The organism is Enterococcus casseliflavus NBRC 100478 (genome assembly GCF_001544095.1).
GTDB classification, from domain to species: Bacteria; Bacillota; Bacilli; order Lactobacillales; family Enterococcaceae; genus Enterococcus_D; species Enterococcus_D casseliflavus.
Genome location: NZ_BCPT01000011.1, coordinates 121,901 through 139,980, shown reverse-complemented (window position 1 = coordinate 139,980; position 18,080 = coordinate 121,901). Strand labels below are relative to the sequence as shown.

At 42.6% G+C, this 18,080-nt stretch carries 15 protein-coding genes; 8 read left to right on the top strand and 7 right to left on the bottom strand.

The features are described from left to right. Nucleotides 1-29: 29 nt before the first annotated feature. The gene (locus tag ECA1_RS11075) at nt 30-398 is read right to left on the bottom strand and encodes an iron chaperone (protein WP_060792503.1); all 369 of its coding nucleotides are present in this window, start codon (nt 396-398) and stop codon (nt 30-32) included. A 418-nt stretch (nt 399-816) separates the two neighbouring features. Between ECA1_RS11075 and ECA1_RS11070 the strand changes: the two genes are divergently transcribed. The 4 genes from ECA1_RS11070 (at nt 817) to ECA1_RS11055 (ending at nt 4,369) form a co-directional block, all read left to right on the top strand. Further along, nucleotides 817-1,329, top strand: a complete 513-nt coding sequence (locus ECA1_RS11070) for a hypothetical protein (RefSeq protein WP_060792502.1) — start codon at nt 817-819, stop codon at nt 1,327-1,329. Further along, nucleotides 1,313-2,668: a PTS cellobiose transporter subunit IIC gene (gene celB / locus ECA1_RS11065; protein WP_060792501.1), complete on the top strand. Its 1,356-nt coding sequence runs from the start codon at nt 1,313-1,315 to the stop codon at nt 2,666-2,668. Before ECA1_RS11070 ends, celB begins: the two co-directional genes overlap by 17 nt. A gap of 101 nt (nt 2,669-2,769) precedes the next feature. After that, nucleotides 2,770-3,498, top strand: a complete 729-nt coding sequence (locus ECA1_RS11060; RefSeq protein ID WP_060792500.1) for a GntR family transcriptional regulator — start codon at nt 2,770-2,772, stop codon at nt 3,496-3,498. Between the two features lie 163 nt (nt 3,499-3,661). Further along, nucleotides 3,662-4,369, top strand: a complete 708-nt coding sequence (locus ECA1_RS11055) for a demethylmenaquinone methyltransferase (protein WP_060792499.1) — start codon at nt 3,662-3,664, stop codon at nt 4,367-4,369. Nucleotides 4,370-4,472: 103 nt separating this feature from the next. On the opposite strand, the gene ECA1_RS11050 is transcribed toward ECA1_RS11055, so the two are convergent. The 5 genes from ECA1_RS11050 to ECA1_RS11030 all read right to left on the bottom strand — a co-directional run bounded on the left by ECA1_RS11050 (nt 4,473) and on the right by ECA1_RS11030 (nt 9,230). After that, nucleotides 4,473-6,278, bottom strand: coding sequence for an ABC transporter permease (locus tag ECA1_RS11050; protein ID WP_060792498.1), 1,806 nt, complete (start codon nt 6,276-6,278; stop codon nt 4,473-4,475). A gap of 13 nt (nt 6,279-6,291) precedes the next feature. Beyond that, a complete protein-coding gene (locus tag ECA1_RS11045; RefSeq protein ID WP_005225671.1) occupies nt 6,292-7,044 on the bottom strand; it encodes an ABC transporter ATP-binding protein in 753 nt (250 codons plus the stop codon). A gap of 7 nt (nt 7,045-7,051) precedes the next feature. After that, complete coding sequence (locus ECA1_RS11040) at nt 7,052-7,414, bottom strand: YxeA family protein (protein WP_060792497.1); 363 nt, start codon at nt 7,412-7,414, stop codon at nt 7,052-7,054. Nucleotides 7,415-7,581: 167 nt separating this feature from the next. Then, the gene (locus tag ECA1_RS11035; RefSeq protein WP_010747917.1) at nt 7,582-7,932 is read right to left on the bottom strand and encodes a hypothetical protein; all 351 of its coding nucleotides are present in this window, start codon (nt 7,930-7,932) and stop codon (nt 7,582-7,584) included. After that, on the bottom strand, nt 7,929-9,230 hold the full coding sequence (locus tag ECA1_RS11030) for a DUF1576 domain-containing protein (protein WP_015509442.1): 1,302 nt from the start codon (nt 9,228-9,230) through the stop codon (nt 7,929-7,931). The genes ECA1_RS11035 and ECA1_RS11030 overlap by 4 nt, the downstream gene beginning before the upstream one ends. Before the next feature lie 377 nt (nt 9,231-9,607). On the opposite strand from ECA1_RS11030, the gene ECA1_RS11025 reads away from it, so the two are divergent. Continuing rightward, entirely contained in the window at nt 9,608-11,401 is a 1,794-nt protein-coding gene (locus tag ECA1_RS11025; RefSeq protein ID WP_060792496.1) for an oligopeptide ABC transporter substrate-binding protein, read from the top strand. A gap of 257 nt (nt 11,402-11,658) precedes the next feature. Here ECA1_RS11025 and ECA1_RS11020 read toward each other — a convergent pair whose 3' ends face one another. After that, complete coding sequence (locus tag ECA1_RS11020) at nt 11,659-12,522, bottom strand: helix-turn-helix domain-containing protein (protein ID WP_060792495.1); 864 nt, start codon at nt 12,520-12,522, stop codon at nt 11,659-11,661. 1,057 nt (nt 12,523-13,579) lie between these two features. Here ECA1_RS11020 and ECA1_RS11015 point away from each other — a divergent pair. From ECA1_RS11015 to ECA1_RS11005, 3 genes are all read left to right on the top strand, one after another. Beyond that, nucleotides 13,580-14,422: a PRD domain-containing protein gene (locus tag ECA1_RS11015; protein ID WP_005225677.1), complete on the top strand. Its 843-nt coding sequence runs from the start codon at nt 13,580-13,582 to the stop codon at nt 14,420-14,422. A 170-nt stretch (nt 14,423-14,592) separates the two neighbouring features. After that, the gene (locus ECA1_RS11010) at nt 14,593-16,494 is read left to right on the top strand and encodes a beta-glucoside-specific PTS transporter subunit IIABC (protein ID WP_034868462.1); all 1,902 of its coding nucleotides are present in this window, start codon (nt 14,593-14,595) and stop codon (nt 16,492-16,494) included. Nucleotides 16,495-16,585: 91 nt separating this feature from the next. Beyond that, the gene (locus tag ECA1_RS11005; protein WP_060792494.1) at nt 16,586-18,055 is read left to right on the top strand and encodes a glycoside hydrolase family 1 protein; all 1,470 of its coding nucleotides are present in this window, start codon (nt 16,586-16,588) and stop codon (nt 18,053-18,055) included. Nucleotides 18,056-18,080 lie beyond the last annotated feature (25 nt).

The window sequence follows — 18,080 nt, the reverse complement described above, 5'->3', positions numbered from 1 at the left end:
TGCTCTTCTTTTACGTAGTCTAAATTGGCTCAGCGCCAAAAACGGGTCATCTCCGCTTTGTCTTTCAGGTTGAAGGCGATCATGTCCTCAATCAATCCTTGATCGATCGGCTCAGTCCACTTGATGCGAAAAATGTTATCCGTATGGCTGTAGCCAGCTTTTTCGATGGCATCGGCAAACTGTTCAAGACACTTGGTTTCAGGGGAGACAGAAAAATGCGGTTTTAAAACGCTGAAACCGATAATAAAGGTCTCATGGGCGGTGAACATCGGCTGATTCCACTTGATGACTGGAACGAGGTCAGGAAATTTCTTGGTAATAGCGGCAAATAAGGCACGCAGTTTTTCTTGCTTTACTGGATCTTCAATGCTGGTTAAGTAAGTTTCTAATACATCCATTGGGAGGATCTCCTTTCGTTTTAAGGAACGAGTACAGGGAATGTCGATCACTAAAAATAACGCGTGTTCGAAATCAAACATTTTGTTACTTAGAGTGTACTGTAAAGTTAGCAACTTTACAAACCTGTTGCCTTGTTTTGGGATAATGCCTTCAGGAACAAACACTGTTTGCAAAAACGAATGCTAAAAATAACTTTTTCTCTACTCCAACAAAAGCTAAACATCAGGCACATTCCCTCATTATCCTGCAAGGTTCCTTGAGATTCGCTTAACTTTTCAGAAATAACGAATGAAAAAGCAGATTATTTTCAGAGAACATTTTCAAAAAGAAATCGGTTGCATTCAACAAGAATTCTGCTAGAATATAACTTGTTCGAACAAGTTGTCGAGCGAAAGCAAAAAGAAAGGAGGAAGACTTGTGACCAAAAGGAAACCGGTAACCCAAGCAGCCAAGAAAGAATATGCAAACAAAAGTATGCGGTTTAATCGTTTTTTACTTTTTCGTTATATGACTGCGATCTTTTTCTTTGTCAATCTTTATTGGACCCTATTGAGTCTGTCTCAATGGACATGGGCTGGTTTGATTCCCATTGCCTTATTGATCGTTGATGGACTTATACTTATTGAACAAACTCAAAAATATTGGCAGCAATCGAATCGTTTACTGGTGACAAAAATCGGTTATTGGCTCCAATTCGGCGTCAATCTCATTGCAATTCTATTTATTTTGATCGGGCAGCAAGCAACGTTGATTCCTTTTATGAATCAATCGGGTAGAGTGATCTTACTTGCCTTGTTTTCTGTCGGCATGATGGCGTGTTTGTTCATTCAGCGTAAAGCGTGGTTGATCGAGCATGACCGCGACAAATATTTCACGTATTTGACTACATTTGAAACTCAAGGAGGAACAGTCAATGGATTCAGAAAATAACAAAATGTTTGCCTTCTTGGACCGCTACTTAATGGGTCCAATGGGGAAAATCTCACAATTACGGATCGTTCGTGGGGTCATGGCAGCCGGGATGGCGTCGATTCCTTTCACTATCGTAGGATCGATGTTCTTGATCGTCAGTGTTTTGCCACAAAGCTTCCCTGCATTAGAAGGTATTTGGAGTGCGTCATTCGATAAAATCCAAAATCTTTACATGTTAGGTAATACCGCAACAATGGGGATTTTAGCCCTTTACTTCTGTGTCGTGTTTGGTTACGAGTACACGAAAATCCAAGCGCAAGAAGAGAAAATCGTTCTTAGCCCAGTCAATGGAGCATTACTTTCTATGATGGCGTTCTTTATGTGCTTGCCACAATTAGTTTTTGAAGGCGGTATGGCAACACTAGTCAATGTGATTTCTGATGACCAAAAAATCATCGATGGCTGGGAAATGGCTGGCGGCGTTACTCGTTTAGGAACAACTGGGATCTTTACAGCGATCATCATGGCGATCATTGCCGTAAAAATCTATGCATTCTGTGTGAAACGCAATATTGTCATCAAAATGCCTGACACAGTGCCAACAGGAGTATCTTCCTCTTTTACGGCATTGATTCCAACGGCACTGACTTCATTAGCTGTGATCGTTATCAATGGTGCGTTAGTCGCAATGGGCACAGATATTTTCAAAGTGATTGCGATTCCGTTTAGTTTCGTGACGCAATTGACCAGTACCTGGATCGGACTGCTTGTTATCTACTTCTTCATGCATGCATTATGGATCGTCGGTATTCATGGGGCAACGATCGTGACCTCATTCTTGACGCCAATCGTGTTGTCAAATATGGTGGAAAACCAAAATGGTGCCAACATTGCCTTTGCGGGTGAATTTAACAACAGTTTCGTTACGATCGGTGGTTCAGGAGCGACGTTAGGAATGGTGATTTTCATCGCATTCTTTGCAAAATCAGCGCAGTTAAGTGCTTTAGGAAAAGCAGCGATCGTGCCATCCTTCTTCAATATCAATGAACCGATTTTGTTCGGGATGCCAGTGGTATACAACCCGTACACAGCGATCCCATTCTTCTTAGCACCAATGGCTTCAATGTCCGTTGCTTATTTTGGCATCAACTTAGGCTTTGTTAACCCACCGATTGCTCAAGTAGCGTGGCCGACCCCAATTGGATTATCTGGCTTTATTGGTTCAGGTGGTGACTGGCGTGCCTTTGTCTTAGCAATCATCTGTGCAGTCGTTGCTTTCTTGATTTGGTTCCCATTCATCAAAATGTATGATGGCAAATTATACAAGGACGAACAAGCAAACGCAACGAAGGTATAATCAATCCGTTTTTTTGATAAGCCGGCTATGAAAAATAGCTGGCTTTTTTTACGCCAAAGATGATAATAGTAGTAGAGAATCCGAAGGAAAGGAGTAGGCAAATGACGAAACTCAGTATTGAAGACTTAGCAGCAGAATTGATCAGAAAGATCGAAGCGGGTGACATTGGAAATGAGCAGGGGAAGATGCCTAGTGAACGAGAGCTTTTGGCGATTTATCCCGTTTCTCGTTATACGTTACGTCAAGCCCTCAATAAATTGAGCAAGATGGGCTGGATCTACCAGATGCAAGGCCGCGGCTCGTATATTCGCTTTCAAAATAACCAAAAACCGACCATTGAACAAGGTGATCTTGGCTTCAATGAAGACTTGACCCGGGGCGAGAAAAACATTCGAACGGTCAAAGCTTCAAAGCGACTGGTCAAAGTATCAGAGGCGCTGTTTCTTCCAAGTCAAAAACAATTTGCGAAAGATCAACACTTTATCGAAGTCCAACGGTTTCGCACGCTAGATGACAAACCCTATTTGATTGAACGCTCATATTATATACCTGAAATCGTAGGGGAGATTTCCGAAACAATGATGGAGGGTTCAATGTTTCAAGCTTTGGCAGAAGAAAAACAACTGACAGTCGCCTTCATCGACAAGTTTATCCAAAGCAAACCGCTATCACAGGAACAAGCAGCGTTTTTTCATCTAGAAGAAGGCATGCCCGCACTGATCGTACGAGACGACAGCTATCTGAGAAATGGCGAACTATTAGCCTTTTCGATGATCCATTATGATTATCGGATGGCAACCCTGTATATGCACAAAAAGATAATACTTTAAGTTATTAACAATGCAAATCATCTAAAAACGATGGCAAGCATGGTCTTTGTTCCCCTCGTTTTTTCGTGCTAGACTAAAATCATCAGCAGCTTTTAGCAACTGACACCTAAGGGGTGAGTATTTAGCGTCTAAAACGAAGGGAACAAAGAAAGGACGTGCCGCAATGGCAACAACAGCCAAAGAAACAAAAGTACATGATGTATTTGAATCGATCGCTTCCCGTTATGATCGAATGAACGGTATTATCTCCTTTCAGCTGCACAAACGGTGGCGCAAGGACACCATGAAACGAATGGCAGTACCAATGGGTGCTGAGATATTAGATTTATGCTGCGGTACCGGGGATTGGGCGTTTGCGTTGAATGAAGCGGTCGGTCCGACGGGGCAAGTGACTGGCGTCGATTTTAGCGAAGAGATGTTAACGGTTGCCAAAGAAAAGGCCCAGAAAAAGCACCAAACGCAGATTCAGTGGCACACTGGCAATGCGATGGCATTAAGCTTTCCAGACGAGCACTTTGATTATGTGACGATCGGGTTCGGGTTGAGAAATGTCGCGGATCGCCAACAAGTCTTGGCGGAGATCCATCGGGTGCTGCGCCCAGGCGGGAAAATCGTTTGTCTCGAAACATCACAGCCCACACTAATCGGCTGGCGGCAACTGTTTACTTTTTATTTTCACCATGTCATGCCGTTATTTGGCAAACTGTTCGCCAAAAGCTATCAAGAATACTCCTGGCTGCAGGAGTCTGCACGGGATTTTCCTGACAAGGAGGCATTGAAACGAGAATTTCAGGCAGCTGGCTTTGATGTGTTGCAAGTCAAAAGCTATGCAGGAGGTGCGGCGGCGATGCATCTAGGGGTCAAACCCTAAGATTACTTTCCTTTGTGCGAGAAAAAACGAAAAAATGAAAGAGACCATCGTGCCCTTTATGGCTTGATGGTCTCTTTGCGTTGAGCAATTCAGAGAGTGATTGTTATTTTTTCTTTGGATTTAAAACAATGTTGGTGTATAACCCAATAGTCACCACGTAATAAATGGCGTAGAGGGCGATAAAGATGCCAAAAGGTAGCCATAGGTCATGGTACGGATCGATCATCAAGGTGGTGAACATTTTTAGACCGAACAAGACATGGATCATTCCTAAGATACCAGGAACTAGGAAGAGCACGCCGATCTCTTTGCGGATCGAGCTTTTCAGTAAACGCGTGCGGGTACCGATTTTTTTCAACATCGTGTAACGTTGAATGTCGCTGTTTGCCCCTGAAAGAATTTTGAACATCAGGCAGCTAGCTAACATCGTCAAGAAGGCGATACCCAGGAAGAAGCCCATAAATTCAAAACCAGAGAAAATCCCATTATAGCTGTCGTAGGCGAAGACCCGTTGTGAGAAATTCATATCGGCGGTTTCTGAAGAATTTGCGTCTTGATTTGCTTGCGCCAAATCACGCAACGCATCGTAGCTTGCTTGGAAGTCTTTGACTTGTACCATTCGCAAGCTGGTTTCCGGTGCATTGACCGCACCAAAAGCGGTTTGATCGACGACTTGGATCTCCTTACCTCGTTGTTCTGGTAAGAGGTAGCTACGCAATTGGTCTTGGGTGGTCATATCAGAAGCTAATTGATCGCCAGTCAGCTTGTTGTAAGTGACATCGACACTCAACTGATCCATACTGGAGCTGAGCAAGTTGTTTTCGTTGAATTGTTCCTTCACGTAATAAATGGTGTCATCCGTTTCTTTCATGCTGTAGGTCACATCAAGGGTCGGGTTTAACGCATTGACTTTTTCGTCAGAGGCGTTTTGGGCATTGTTCAAATACAAGTCATAAGGGGCAACAGTTTTTGCTAGGATAGGGATCTCGTTTTTAAAGCCAAGACCAACCGTCAAGGCACCTAATGCTAGAGCAAAAAGCATCGCCACCATCGAAAGCATCTGGGTATACTCACGAATCCGAAAGCTTAATTGCGACAAGGTGAAATTGTTTAACTTTTTCAACGCGATCGTATCGTTCTTCTTTAATAGGGATAAAAGAGCGATGATCACCGAACGAAAGACAAGATATGTGCCAAGAACGATCGTGACAAGGGCGATGCCGATCCCTATCAATTGGAAGGTCATCAAATCGCTCATCATATAATAGCCGATGGCTAAGGAACAAAGACCTAAAATGGTTTGCAAGAAGAGCAAGAATGGTCGTTGTTTGACTTGTGCCGGCGTGCTTGTTTCTCGTAATAATGCTAAAATCGATTTTTTGGCAATTGCTCGTGCATTGAAGATGGCAGCAATCAAGAAGAGAACCGAGAAGAAGACGACGGTTACGATCAATGCCTCTGGACTAAATGCTGCATAATGGGTGATCTGCAAGTTTAATTGATTGACTAGCAAAGTATTGACACCACTTGCTAAGCCGATCCCTAAGATAGAGCCGACGGCGGTGGCAACGATACCTACCATAAAGGTTTCGATAAAAATCATTTGGGCGATCTTTCGTCCTTTGGCTCCTAACATCATAAACATGGCATAATCCTTTTGGCGCATCGCCATCAAGAAAGAATTGGCATATAAGATGTAGGCAAAGGTAATGATCCCTAAGAGGACCGAGCCAAAACGAAAGACGAAGACCACCATACTGATGATCGAGTTGCTTTTTAAAAAGGCTTCATTGCTCGCCATTGATTCGAACATATAAAAGATGGCTGAAGCCATGACTAAACCAGAAAAGAGGACGATATAATCCTTCAACCGAGCTTTAATCCCGGTAAGTGATAGTTTCCAAAGCATGTGTTCTTCCTCCTTATTGTTCCAAGTTTCCTAGAATGACAAGGATCTGGCGGTAAAATGCTTCGCGGCTTTGATCCTCACGTTTGACTTCTTGATGGATCTTTCCGTCCTTGATAAATAAAATACGTTGGCAATAGCTGGCAGAAAGGGGATCATGAGTGACCAATAAAATCGACACTTGGTCATTGGTATTCAAGTCGTCCATCATATTCAATAAGTCTTTCGCACTTTTTGAATCCAAGGCACCTGTCGGTTCATCCGCAAAAAGGATCGTTGGTTCCGTGATCAAGGCTCGAGCGGCTGCCACCCGTTGCTTTTGTCCACCAGAGATCGCTGCTGGATATTTGTCGAGAATATGTGTGATGGACAAGCGTTCTGCGACTCGTTTGATCCGTTGTTGGATGATCTTTGGTTTGACTCCTTGTAAAGACAAAGGCACAGCGATGTTTTCTGAAGCCGTTAAGTTTTCTAATAGATTGAAGTCTTGGAAAATAAAGCCGATTTCACGGCTGCGAAAATCTGCCAAGGCATCGCCTTTTAGTTTGGTGATATCGCTATTGTTGATGCGAATGGCACCTTTTGTCGGATGATCCAAAGTTGAAAGAATGTTTAGTAGGGTGGATTTCCCTGAACCAGAAGCCCCCATGATCCCAATGAATTCGCCTTTTTCAATATCAAAGCTGATGCCTTTTAAGGCTTCGGTTTGTTTTTCGTTGGCTTTTCCGTATACTTTGGTCAGTTCATTTGCTTGAATAATTTTTTCCATCGTTGCGTTACGCTCCTTTTAATTGGGTTAATGCTTTGTCTGGGATGTCTTTTTCTTTGACCTCTTCATAGCCAGTTACCCCTTTTTTTTCGTTCCAAGTAAGCTTCAAATAGGCTTCTTTGCGCAATGGTCGTTCTTGGAAACCATTGAAATCAAGGGTTTTGCTTTTGCCGTTCTCATCATACCCTGGCAATTCGTAATGGTATTGAGTATAGACATTCCCATTGTCATCCTTAGAAGTCGTCTTTTCACCATCTGTGGTGATTTGGACATAGTAGCTGTCGCCGCCCATGATGACGGTTTGTGCGACCTGCAATGCGCCGAACCCTATGAGAAGGAGCGCTGCAAGTCCAATCAGAAGTTTTTTCATCTATCGGTCACCTCGTTTTTTATTATGATGAAAGTATAACGCTGGTTTTCTGAAAAGTAGTGTGAAAAATCTATCAATAAACTTTCATTTTTGTCACGACAAACGAACAAAAAACGTTTCTAAAGGGTGAAGGTCACCGCTTAGAAACGTTTTTTGCGTAGGGCTTTTCAGTTGTATTTTTTGCGATACAATTCAACGATCAATTGCTCATCCTCGTACATGATGGATGCTTCGTCGATCATTAATCCTAATAGATAGTAATCTTTTTCTTCATGGATCGTTTGATGACCGCCTAACAGCTCCACATAATAATTTTCTAACGTGCTATCTCTTGGTGTGTTGAGCATGTCGATAAAATGTTCTAAATCAGAGGGCTGCTCTGGAAATTGACCTTGCACAACTGCTTTAAACCCCTCTGCTTCAAAGGCCATCTCACTTATTATCTTTTGACAGTCATGGGACAAAAAGTAGGTGACCACTTCATCGACGATTCGCCGTGCCCGTTCTTTTTCAATCATTTTCTTCTCCGCCTTCTGATTTGCTGGTATTCATCTAACAATGGTACCATTGCTGCCGCGACAAATCCACTGGAAAAGCCATTATTGTATAAGTTCAATCCTCCATGTAAATAGGTGATATTTGTGACCAAGGCTGCATGGACTACCCCAGCGATTACGCCAGCAATCGGACCATAGTACCCACTGATGGGGGCTAAACTGGTGCCGAAGATCGCTGTCAGCAATAAGCTGAAGGTCGATACGTCAGAGGTCAAACCGACCTTGGTTGCTAAAACCACCCCAATCATGACAGGCAAACTATTTCTCCAGTGATTTCCGAATGCACTGAAGCCAATTACGGTCAATATTGCGCCTAAAAGGGGACCAGATAGTTCGCCTTGTAAGAAGAAGACAAAGAACAGCATCAACATCCCCATCATCGCCATGTTCATCATCGTGACCCCAAGAGAAAAAATCGTGACATAGTCCGTCATTAATTTCCCTGACGTTTGAAAAAGCTCAGGCAAGCCTTTGAGGGATCGCTGATTTAGAAGATAACCGATAAGAAACATGGCAAGACAAAGAATGAGCAAGAACCCAGTCAGATAATAGTGATACTCCGTCGTCAACTGTTTGTTTGAATAGACTTCTAAGTCGAACAGGCGTAAAAAACTCGTGAAAAACATAGTGATGATGCCAGCAGCAAACCCGATATTATACAAAGAAAAACCTTGGTGGAATTGTAAAAATTGAGCTGCTAGAGGAGGAAGCGCCAAACCGATCAATAGACCGATGCCATAACCAAAAGCGATCCCGACGGGTAAAGGCAACCCTAAACCGAATGCTAAGTAACTGATGACCGGCGAGGCGGCACTGCCAAATAAGGCAACCAGTGAATATTGTGTAGCGGGGCGTTGCTGTATGTAAGAGTATAAATAGACACCAAGTGGAATGGGAATCGAGTTAAAGATGTTTTTTCCAAAAAAAGAAAAGCCAGATATGGTAAAAAAAGCAGCGATCATTGGTCCACTAATAATCGTTCCTTGCTTTTTCGCAAGGAGGATACTGATCAATGTCAATAAGCCACTGTTTAAAAAGGCGCTTCCAAGATTGCCGATCGCAAAATAATCAGAAATCAAATTGCTGGGGGCATTTAAGATTGCCAGCGAGCCTTGCCACAAAGCTTGAGGAGGGGAAGCAACCAAGCCAATGAGGATCAAGACGATGCTATACGCCAAAAGCAAGCGCTGGGTTAAGAGCTGTGAGATAGGTGCAAAGGGTTTCGATTTTGTTTGTAAGAAAACTCGTTTATCTGCCATAGTTTCATTGAACGCTCCTTTTTTTCATAGTATCACACCTTTTAGCGACAAAAAAGTATTTTTTGACAGTTTTAAGTAGCAGGACGACGAGAGAAATGAGAACCAAAAAAGGGAGAAAAAGAAAAATTTAAGAAAATGCGAATAAAAATAACGGCGATGTATCAAGGAGAATCGCCCTTTTTTCAATAATTTCATCAATCGGTGAAATTATTGACAGAAAGAATTTTACGAAAATTGTTATAATTTAGTTAATCTCGTTCAGATTTTCTAATAAAAAAGCCATTTTAAGATAAAAAAAACTGTTTGCTTGGTTTTTTTATTCGAAGATCGAGTGATCACTGAATCACGAGGAAGGGATTTAAATAAGGAGGAAGAGTATGAAGAAAACGAAGTTTGGCATGATTACTTTATTGGCAGCGCTTGTTTTAGGGGCTTGCGGACAAAGTAACGAAGGTGGAACAGGTTCGACAGATACACAAGAATCATCAACTGAGGCAGCTGGATTTGATATCAATGATTTGAAGCTAGCAGTTGAAAATAACGATGAAGTGATCGATGGGGGCGTCTTGGATGTTGCGGTAGTAACAGATACGCAATTCCAAGGGTTGTTTCAATGGGAGTTTTATCGGGATGCTTATGACCGTGACTTCATGTTACCAAGCCATGAATATTTGTTCCTACAAGATGAAGATTTTCGAGTTGTAAATGGTGGACCAGCTGATTTAGAATTAGATGTCGATAACAACAAAGCAACGATCACTTTGCGTGAGGATTTGAAGTGGTCTGATGGGGTCGATGTAACGGCTGAAGACGTAATCTTCTCTTATGAAGTCATCGGACATCAAGACTATGATGGCGTTCGTTACAACAATGATTTTACGAATATCGTTGGTATGGAAGAATACCACAGCGGCGATGCCGATACGATCTCAGGGATCACAGCAGTCAGCGACAAAGTCGTTGAAATCGAGTTTAAAGAAATGCATCCAGGTATGCAGCAATCCGGTGGAGCGATCTGGCATTCTGCACTAGCGAAACATGCCTTTGAAGGCATTGAAGTAGCAGATATGCCTTCAAGTGATCCCGTTCGAACCAATCCAATCGGTTTTGGCCCATACAAAATGAGTAATATCGTACCAGGTGAAACGGTGGAATATGTACCGAATGAATATTACTATGGCGATACACCGACCTTAGAAAAAATCGTGATGCGTAACGTCCCGTCTGCTTCAATCAATGAAGCATTAAATGCGAAGCAATACGATTTAGTATTAAAAATGCCAACAGATACCTTTGATACGTATCAAAACATGGATGGCTACCAAATGTTAGGTCGTCCAGAACAATCTTACACGTATCTTGGCTTTAGTTTAGGTTCATGGAATGATGAAACAAACAGTGTTGATTTTGACCCAAATGCTAAAATGGCGAACAAAGCATTGCGTCAAGCAATGGGCTACGCCATCGACAATGATGCGATCGGTGAGCGTTTCTACCACGGCTTGCGTTCAAACGCTTCAACATTGATCCCACCTGTTTATGGTACGTTGCACAACAGCGAAGCAAAAGGATACCATTTAGATATGGACAAAGCAAACCAACTTCTAGATGACGCTGGCTTCATCGATGTTGATGGCGATGGCTTCCGGGAAGATCCAGATGGCAACAAATTGACCATCAACTTTGCGTCAATGTCTGGTGGGGAAGTTGCCCAACCATTGGCGGATTACTATGTTCAACAATGGCAAGAAATCGGATTAGATGTTCAATATTCAACAGGTCGTTTGATCGATTTCCAAGCCTTCTATGACAAGTTGAAAAACGATGATCCAGATATCGATGTCTTCCAAGCTGCTTGGTCTACGGGTTCAGATCCATCACCAACCAGCTTATGGGGACCAAATTCAGCATTTAACTACACTCGTTTCGAGGCAGAGGAAAATACTGAATTGTTAGCTGCGATCGATTCAATCGATTCCTTTGATGAAGCAACACGGAAAGCTGCTTTTGATGCATGGCAAGAATATGCGATTGAAGAAGCTTTTGCGATCCCAACGTTGTATCGAAATCAAATCTTACCAATCTCTGATCGTGTCGCAAACTTTACCTGGGCATATGATGTTGATCATAACCCATGGGCAACCATCGGTGTGACTTCAGAATCTCGTTAATCGGTTAGTAAATTACACAAATGAATCGGCAGCAGCGTGTTCGTTGCTTTTGCCAAGCAAAACCAGTTAGGATTAAAACCTAACTGGTTTTTTCTTGGTCCATGTAGACGGAAGAAGCAAGTCGAATGTTGAACCCTTCATTTTGAGCGGCTGTTTCGTGGGCGGGTTGGAGTGACATTGACGAAAAAGCTGAGCTCCGTTGGAAGATCAGCTTTTTTTGTTAGTTAACATTACATAAATGTCCATTTAATAAGCGGCTAAATCGCACGATTGGTAACAGCAGCAAGCAACTGTTGGAGATCGTTTTTATGGTTCTGGTAACCGGCTTGTTCAATAACGACTAAGGTGTTTTTTAGAATCTCTTTGTTCAACTGAGCGGATTGCAAATACGAGTATATTTCCTGATACAGCACTTGATGGATTTTTAAATAAAAATAGAGAGGATTATTGGGTAGCGGTTCAGACAAGAGCAGAAACTTATTAAGTAGATAGGCATCTTTATTTTCGCTGGCAAAGGCACAGCCGTTTAAGATCACGACACTTAACAGATTTGCATAAAATGGATCATTGGCGTAGTGAAGAATTTTTTTGATCCCATGATCTAAGTAATAACTGATCGTTTCTTGGTCAAAAATAAATAACAAATTTGAGAATAAATTTAACTCAAAGCGCCCCCAGGTTTCGATATCAAACAAGTATTGCTTTACCAGTTCGACTTCTTGGGTGTAAGCTCCTTGATTCATCAGAAATGATTCACGGTTGAGCAGCAGCAATCCTTGGACATACAAAGAATAATAGAAAAAATTTTGTGTCTCAAAGTAGCGTTTTTCCAGGCTAGTCAAGTAGTCGAGAGTCAGTGTTCGCTCATAGTAACGGGTATAGAAATCTTGCACCAGCTGACGTTTCTGATCCGTGACTTCGCTGTCGATCAACAGACTGAACTCATGAACCGTGATATTCATTTTGTCTAAGTAGTCAAATAGGGTTTGTGATGAGAGGTTTGTTTTACGATTTTCGAATGAAGAAAGGGTGGTGCGTGAGGAAATACCTTCGGCAAGCTTGGCTTGCGAGATTTTGCGATCTGTGCGCAGTTTTTTGATTAAAGAGCCTTGCTGTTTCATGGGGGACCTCCTTAATTGTGACGCATTTCTGAACAATGTGATTTTAATAACATGTTATCAAATATAATAAGGTATAGCAAATAATAAAGGAGGTAGTTTTTCATGGAATTTGAACCATTCGGCCCTTGGGAAATCAACCCATTTAAAAACTAGTACTGCCTTTTCTGCGAAACCTTATCGTTGACCTTTCAATGATAAGTCTTGTGACTGTTTCCTTTATGATAGGAACAGCATATTCCTCGCTCTCTGCGGTTTTTATCGCAGGATCGAGCAACATCTTGAAGAATCGAAAGGTTATTTGATTGCTTCCCCCTCTCAAAGACACCTTTTCGTTTGTGGAAGTCATGAAGCGCATGAATCGCTAAAAGCGGTCAGTCACATTGAATGTCTGTCATGCACCAGACCTTCCCCAATTCTTTGTGATTGATCGTTTTTTGTAAAGCATCATCCTTCTAGCTATGACCGTAATGTACGAAGATTACGGTTTTTTGTGTTGTGTGCTGTTGGATAAAAAATGCCCAAGCTGTTACAGAGGATTTATACAGAAAAACCCCTCACTATCAGTAAGAAAACTACGAGCAAATAAGAGTGGAACGAAGCCGAAAACGAAAAAAGAAAAACGTTTGCAAAAAAAGTGTTGACATTTTTTCTTAGAATGAGTACTATTATCTCAACGGAACATGAGAGTGTTCTCATTACTGGATTCGTTACTGTTCGGCAGGCAAGACCAGAGGAAAAAAGTGCGTTGATTACCCAAAGTTTCCTGGGTTGTACACTTTTTTGCTTTGGTCTTCTTTTTTTGCTCCATTATTTCTAATAGCTAAAAAAAGAACCGGTTCCAAGGTAAGGTCCAGTCATTGATCAGCAAAGGAGGGGAGAAGTAAAACGCAATGAACTGCCAGCCAGGTTTGACGATAGCCTGCAGCACTGTCTGGAGCAGTCAATCACCTTGTTACTTAACGGCACGTCAGAGAAAGAAAAAAATACAAGACCTTCTGCATAGACGTCAAAGGATGTAACGTTTTTTATGGGCTATGCTGATCAAGGAGGATCGTTCGTGAAGATTATCAAGAGGATCAACAACAATGTTGTACTTTCAAAAGAAGATGAAGTTGAAGTGATCCTAATGGGAAAAGGGATCGGCTTTCAAACGAAACCGGGTGACCCGATTCCAGCTGAGCGAATCGAAAAAAAATACTATCCAGAAGATGATTTGACAGTGGAACATATGTCGAAAGTCATGACGAAGGCTGACGAAAAACAAATGGCCGTCATTTATGAAATCGTGCGTCTTTTTCGGGATAGTGTTGGAACCGATTTCAATCCAAATGTTTATTTCACACTGATGGATCATATCTTGTTTGCCATCAGTCGTCAAAAGCAAGAAATTGTTTTGACCAATCCCATGCATTGGGAAATCAAGAAAATCTATGCCAAGGAATATGCGGTCAGTGTCCAAGCGGTCGAGTTGATCCGCAAAGAGCTGTATCCCGATTTTTCACAAGAAGAAGCTGCGTTTATCACTTTGCATTTCGTCAATGCGCAAATTGAAAAAAGCGCCAATCAAAGTGCTTATGAGCACACCGAGTTGACGAACAATATTTTACGGATCGTTAAGTACAGCATGAACATCGAGTTTGATGAGAATTCTTCTTACTTCCAACGGTTCGTGACCCACATTCGCTATTATTTAATTCGACAAAGTCAAGAAAAAGAAGAGCCAGTATTGGCAAATCCAATGATTGCCTTGGCCTTCAGCAGCTATCCAAAAGAAAAAGAAACCGCAGATTCGATCAAAGAATACTTATTTGAACAAAAGGGCTGGCATGTCAACGATATGGAATTGATGTATTTGATTCTGCATATCGGTAACTTAGCCGCTCACTCAAAATTAACCTAAGAATGGAAATGGATTCGTTACAGTTCGGCTGGCAAGACCTGCACTTTCTTACAATACTAGATGAGGAAACCCGTCACTCTTTTTTTAGGGGATCTCTCATGCTTGTTTATTGTAGAAATGGCTGGTCTTTTTATTTTTATTAAATGACCAATAAAAAAGGAGCAATCAAAATGGCAAAATATACTGAATTAGCGCAAGACATTTTGGCCCACGTTGGTGGCAAAGAAAATGTCTCATCTGTAAAACACTGTGTGACTCGCTTACGGTTCCACTTAAAAGACGAAAGCAAAGCGGACACTGATTATTTGCAAAAACGTGACGGTGTCGTGACCGTCGTCAAAGCAGGCGGACAATACCAAGTCGTTATCGGCAATCATGTGCCAGATGTTTATGATGAAGTGTTGAAAGTCGGCGGATTAGCCGATGGCGGCAGTCTTGATATCGATGAAGGCGACGGGCAAAAAGGCAGCTTGTTTGACCGCTTTATCGATGTTATCTCAAGCCTGTTCCAACCGTTCTTAGGCCCATTAGCGGCAGCTGGTATCTTAAAAGGGATCACGGCGTTGCTGGCAGCAACTGGGATGGAAGCGACCAATGGTATCTATGTAGTAATGAATACTTTAGGCGATGGTTTGTTCCAATACTTACCAATGATCTTAGCCGTCACTGCAGCGAAGAAATTCAAGATGAACACCTATACAGCATTAGCGATCGCAGGTGCGATGGTCTATCCTGGCTTAGCAGAAAGTGTGGCTGAAGCGAGCAAAGTCTTCGGTCTAACCTTGACCTTGCCAGCAGGCGGCTACTTCAACAGCGTATTGCCAATTATTTTAGCGATTTTTGTCGCTTCAAAAATTGAGCAGTTTATGCGCAAAGTCACACCTGACGTAGTCAAAATGTTTGTGGTTCCGTTTGTTACGATTTTGATCACCGTGCCGTTGACCTTCTTTGTGGTAGGTCCAGTCGCAAATACAGCCTCTAGCTGGATCGGTGTTGCTTTCCAAGCAGTGTATGATTTCAGCCCAATCATTTACGGCTTTGCTTTAGGGGCATTATGGCAAGTATTAGTTATGTTTGGTCTTCACTGGGGTCTTGTGCCATTGGCGATCATGGATATGGCGCAAAATGGCTCTTCGATTATTTTGACCGCAGCAGTGCTACCATGTTTCACGCAAACGGGTGTGTTAGCAGCGATTTGGTTGAAAACGAAAGAACCAAAAGTCAAACAAGGTGCAATGCCAGCATTGATCTCATCGATCTTCGGTGTGACTGAACCTGCGATCTATGGGTACACGTTGCCAATGAAAACACCATTTATCGTTTCTTGTTTAGTTTCAGGTTTCGTCGGTATCTACTTGTCAATCTTTAACGTCACTGGTTATGCAATGGGTGGTATGGGGATCTTCTTGTATCCTGCATATATTGATCCAGCAACAGGCAGCTTCCATAGTGTGATCCACTTGGCGATCGGTACAGTGATTGCAATCGTAGCGTCATTTATCATCATGATGTTGTTGAAAGTACCAACATTGTATACAACTGTTGATTCACCAGTCGACGGTCAAGCAACACCAGCAGCGCCAGCACCAGAAGCAAAAACTGTTTCTGCCAGCGTCAAAGACGAAACAGTCAAAAGCCCAGTAACCGGTCAAGTGGTTGCTTTAGCAGATGTGGAAGACAAAGTCTTTTCTTCAGGTGCTATGGGAAAAGGGATCGCAGTTGAACCAGCGATCGGTGAAATCACTGCGCCAGCAGATGCAGAAGTCAAGATCTTGTTTCCAACAAAACATGCCATCGGTTTAGTGACAGAAGATGGAACAGAACTATTGATCCACATCGGTATGAATACGGTAGAACTTGAAGGCAATCACTTTACTGCCTACATCAACCAAGGAGACAAAGTCAAAGCTGGTCAAAAATTGATTTCTTTTGATACAGAGGCGATTCGTGCGGAAGGCTATTCCTTACTGACACCAGTCATCGTCACGAACTCTAACGACTACAGTGACATCCAAACGACACAGTCAAAAGAAGTAACAGCGCAGGACAATTTGATCGAAGTCGTAAAATAAATGCATTTAACGGCACGTCGCAGGATCAGTAAGAATGCTTTCTTGCTGATCTGCTGTGTCGATCATTAAAGAAAAAGAAAGTAGGCTAATCATGACAGAAAAACAATTTCCAAAAGGCTTTTTATGGGGCGGCGCCACTGCAGCCAACCAATTTGAAGGAGCATGGAACGAAGGCGGACGTGGTCCAGCCACATCTGATACAGCGATCGCTGTCAAACCAGAAGACCGCAAAAACATGGCAGAATTTGCTGCACCAATGACACGGGAAAAAGTTTTGTTTGCCTTAAATGACAAAGAAGGCTTGTATCCAAAACGTTGGGGGTCAGATTTTTACCATCGCTACAAAGAAGATATCGCCTTGTACGCAGAGATGGGCTTCAAAACCTTCCGCCTGTCCATCGCTTGGTCAAGAATTTTTCCAAATGGTGACGATGCTCAGCCAAATGAAGAAGGCTTGCAATTTTATGACAATGTGTTTGATGAGTGTGCGAAATACGGGATCGAACCCTTAGTGACCCTCTCTCACTACGAAACACCTATCGGGATCGCGTTGAACTATGGCGGCTGGAAAAATCGCCAAGTGATCGATTTGTTCGTCAAATACGCAGAAACCGTGTTGACCCGCTACAAAGATAAAGTCAAATACTGGTTGACCTTCAATGAAATCAATATCATGGGGATCTCTGGCTATGTTGGTGGTGCCTTGTTATCCGAAGACGGCACACAAAACCTTTCTGACATGTATCAAGCCGTGCATCATCAATTTGTGGCTTCTAGTTTAGCAACAAAATTTGCCCACGAAATCAATCCTGACATCAAAGTAGGGATGATGTTGGCACGAATGCAAGCTTACCCAGCTACACCAAATCCAGCAGATGTGATGGAAGAAATCAAGCGTGACCACGAGAATCTCTTCTTCTCTGATGTCCAAGTTCGTGGGAAGTATCCCGCATATACGAAGCGCTTCTTTAAAGAAAACGGCATCGAAGTGTCCTTCGAAGACGGCGATTTAGACATTCTTGCGCAATACCCTGTCGACTTCATGTCCTTTTCTTACTACATGAGTTCTATTGCCCGCCACAATCCTGAAGAAGGCGGCGAAGCAACTGCTGGCAATTTTTCTTTAGGGGAATCAAACCCTTACTTGGAAGCCTCTGACTGGGGGTGGCAAATCGATCCAATCGGCTTGCGTGTGACTTTGAATAACTTGTACGACCGCTACCAAGTACCGTTGTTTATCGTTGAAAACGGCTTAGGTGCCTTGGATACGGTGGAAGAGGATGGTTCAATCCATGACAGCTATCGCATCGATTATTTGAAGGCGCATATCGAACAAATGTATGAAGCGATCGAAGATGGTGTGGAATTGATGGGCTATACGCCTTGGGGTTGTACCGACTTAGTATCGGCTTCCACGTCAGAAATGTCGAAACGCTACGGCTTTGTCTATGTAGACGCAGATGATGAAGGAAACGGCAGCTTTGACCGTTCCCGCAAAGATAGTTTCTACTGGTACAAAGAAGTGATTGCCACCAATGGCGGTAGTTTGTTACAGGATTAAAAACTAAACCAAAGCGGCTCTCTTT

Coding starts and splice junctions, on each gene's coding strand:
- ECA1_RS11075 (WP_060792503.1), bottom strand. CDS start 398: ATGGATGTATTAGAAACTTACTTAACCAGCATTGAAGATCCAGTAAAG.
- celB (WP_060792501.1), top strand. CDS start 1,313: ATGGATTCAGAAAATAACAAAATGTTTGCCTTCTTGGACCGCTACTTA.
- ECA1_RS11060 (WP_060792500.1), top strand. CDS start 2,770: ATGACGAAACTCAGTATTGAAGACTTAGCAGCAGAATTGATCAGAAAG.
- ECA1_RS11055 (WP_060792499.1), top strand. CDS start 3,662: ATGGCAACAACAGCCAAAGAAACAAAAGTACATGATGTATTTGAATCG.
- ECA1_RS11050 (WP_060792498.1), bottom strand. CDS start 6,278: ATGCTTTGGAAACTATCACTTACCGGGATTAAAGCTCGGTTGAAGGAT.
- ECA1_RS11045 (WP_005225671.1), bottom strand. CDS start 7,044: ATGGAAAAAATTATTCAAGCAAATGAACTGACCAAAGTATACGGAAAA.
- ECA1_RS11040 (WP_060792497.1), bottom strand. CDS start 7,414: ATGAAAAAACTTCTGATTGGACTTGCAGCGCTCCTTCTCATAGGGTTC.
- ECA1_RS11035 (WP_010747917.1), bottom strand. CDS start 7,932: ATGATTGAAAAAGAACGGGCACGGCGAATCGTCGATGAAGTGGTCACC.
- ECA1_RS11030 (WP_015509442.1), bottom strand. CDS start 9,230: ATGGCAGATAAACGAGTTTTCTTACAAACAAAATCGAAACCCTTTGCA.
- ECA1_RS11025 (WP_060792496.1), top strand. CDS start 9,608: ATGAAGAAAACGAAGTTTGGCATGATTACTTTATTGGCAGCGCTTGTT.
- ECA1_RS11020 (WP_060792495.1), bottom strand. CDS start 12,522: ATGAAACAGCAAGGCTCTTTAATCAAAAAACTGCGCACAGATCGCAAA.
- ECA1_RS11010 (WP_034868462.1), top strand. CDS start 14,593: ATGGCAAAATATACTGAATTAGCGCAAGACATTTTGGCCCACGTTGGT.
- ECA1_RS11005 (WP_060792494.1), top strand. CDS start 16,586: ATGACAGAAAAACAATTTCCAAAAGGCTTTTTATGGGGCGGCGCCACT.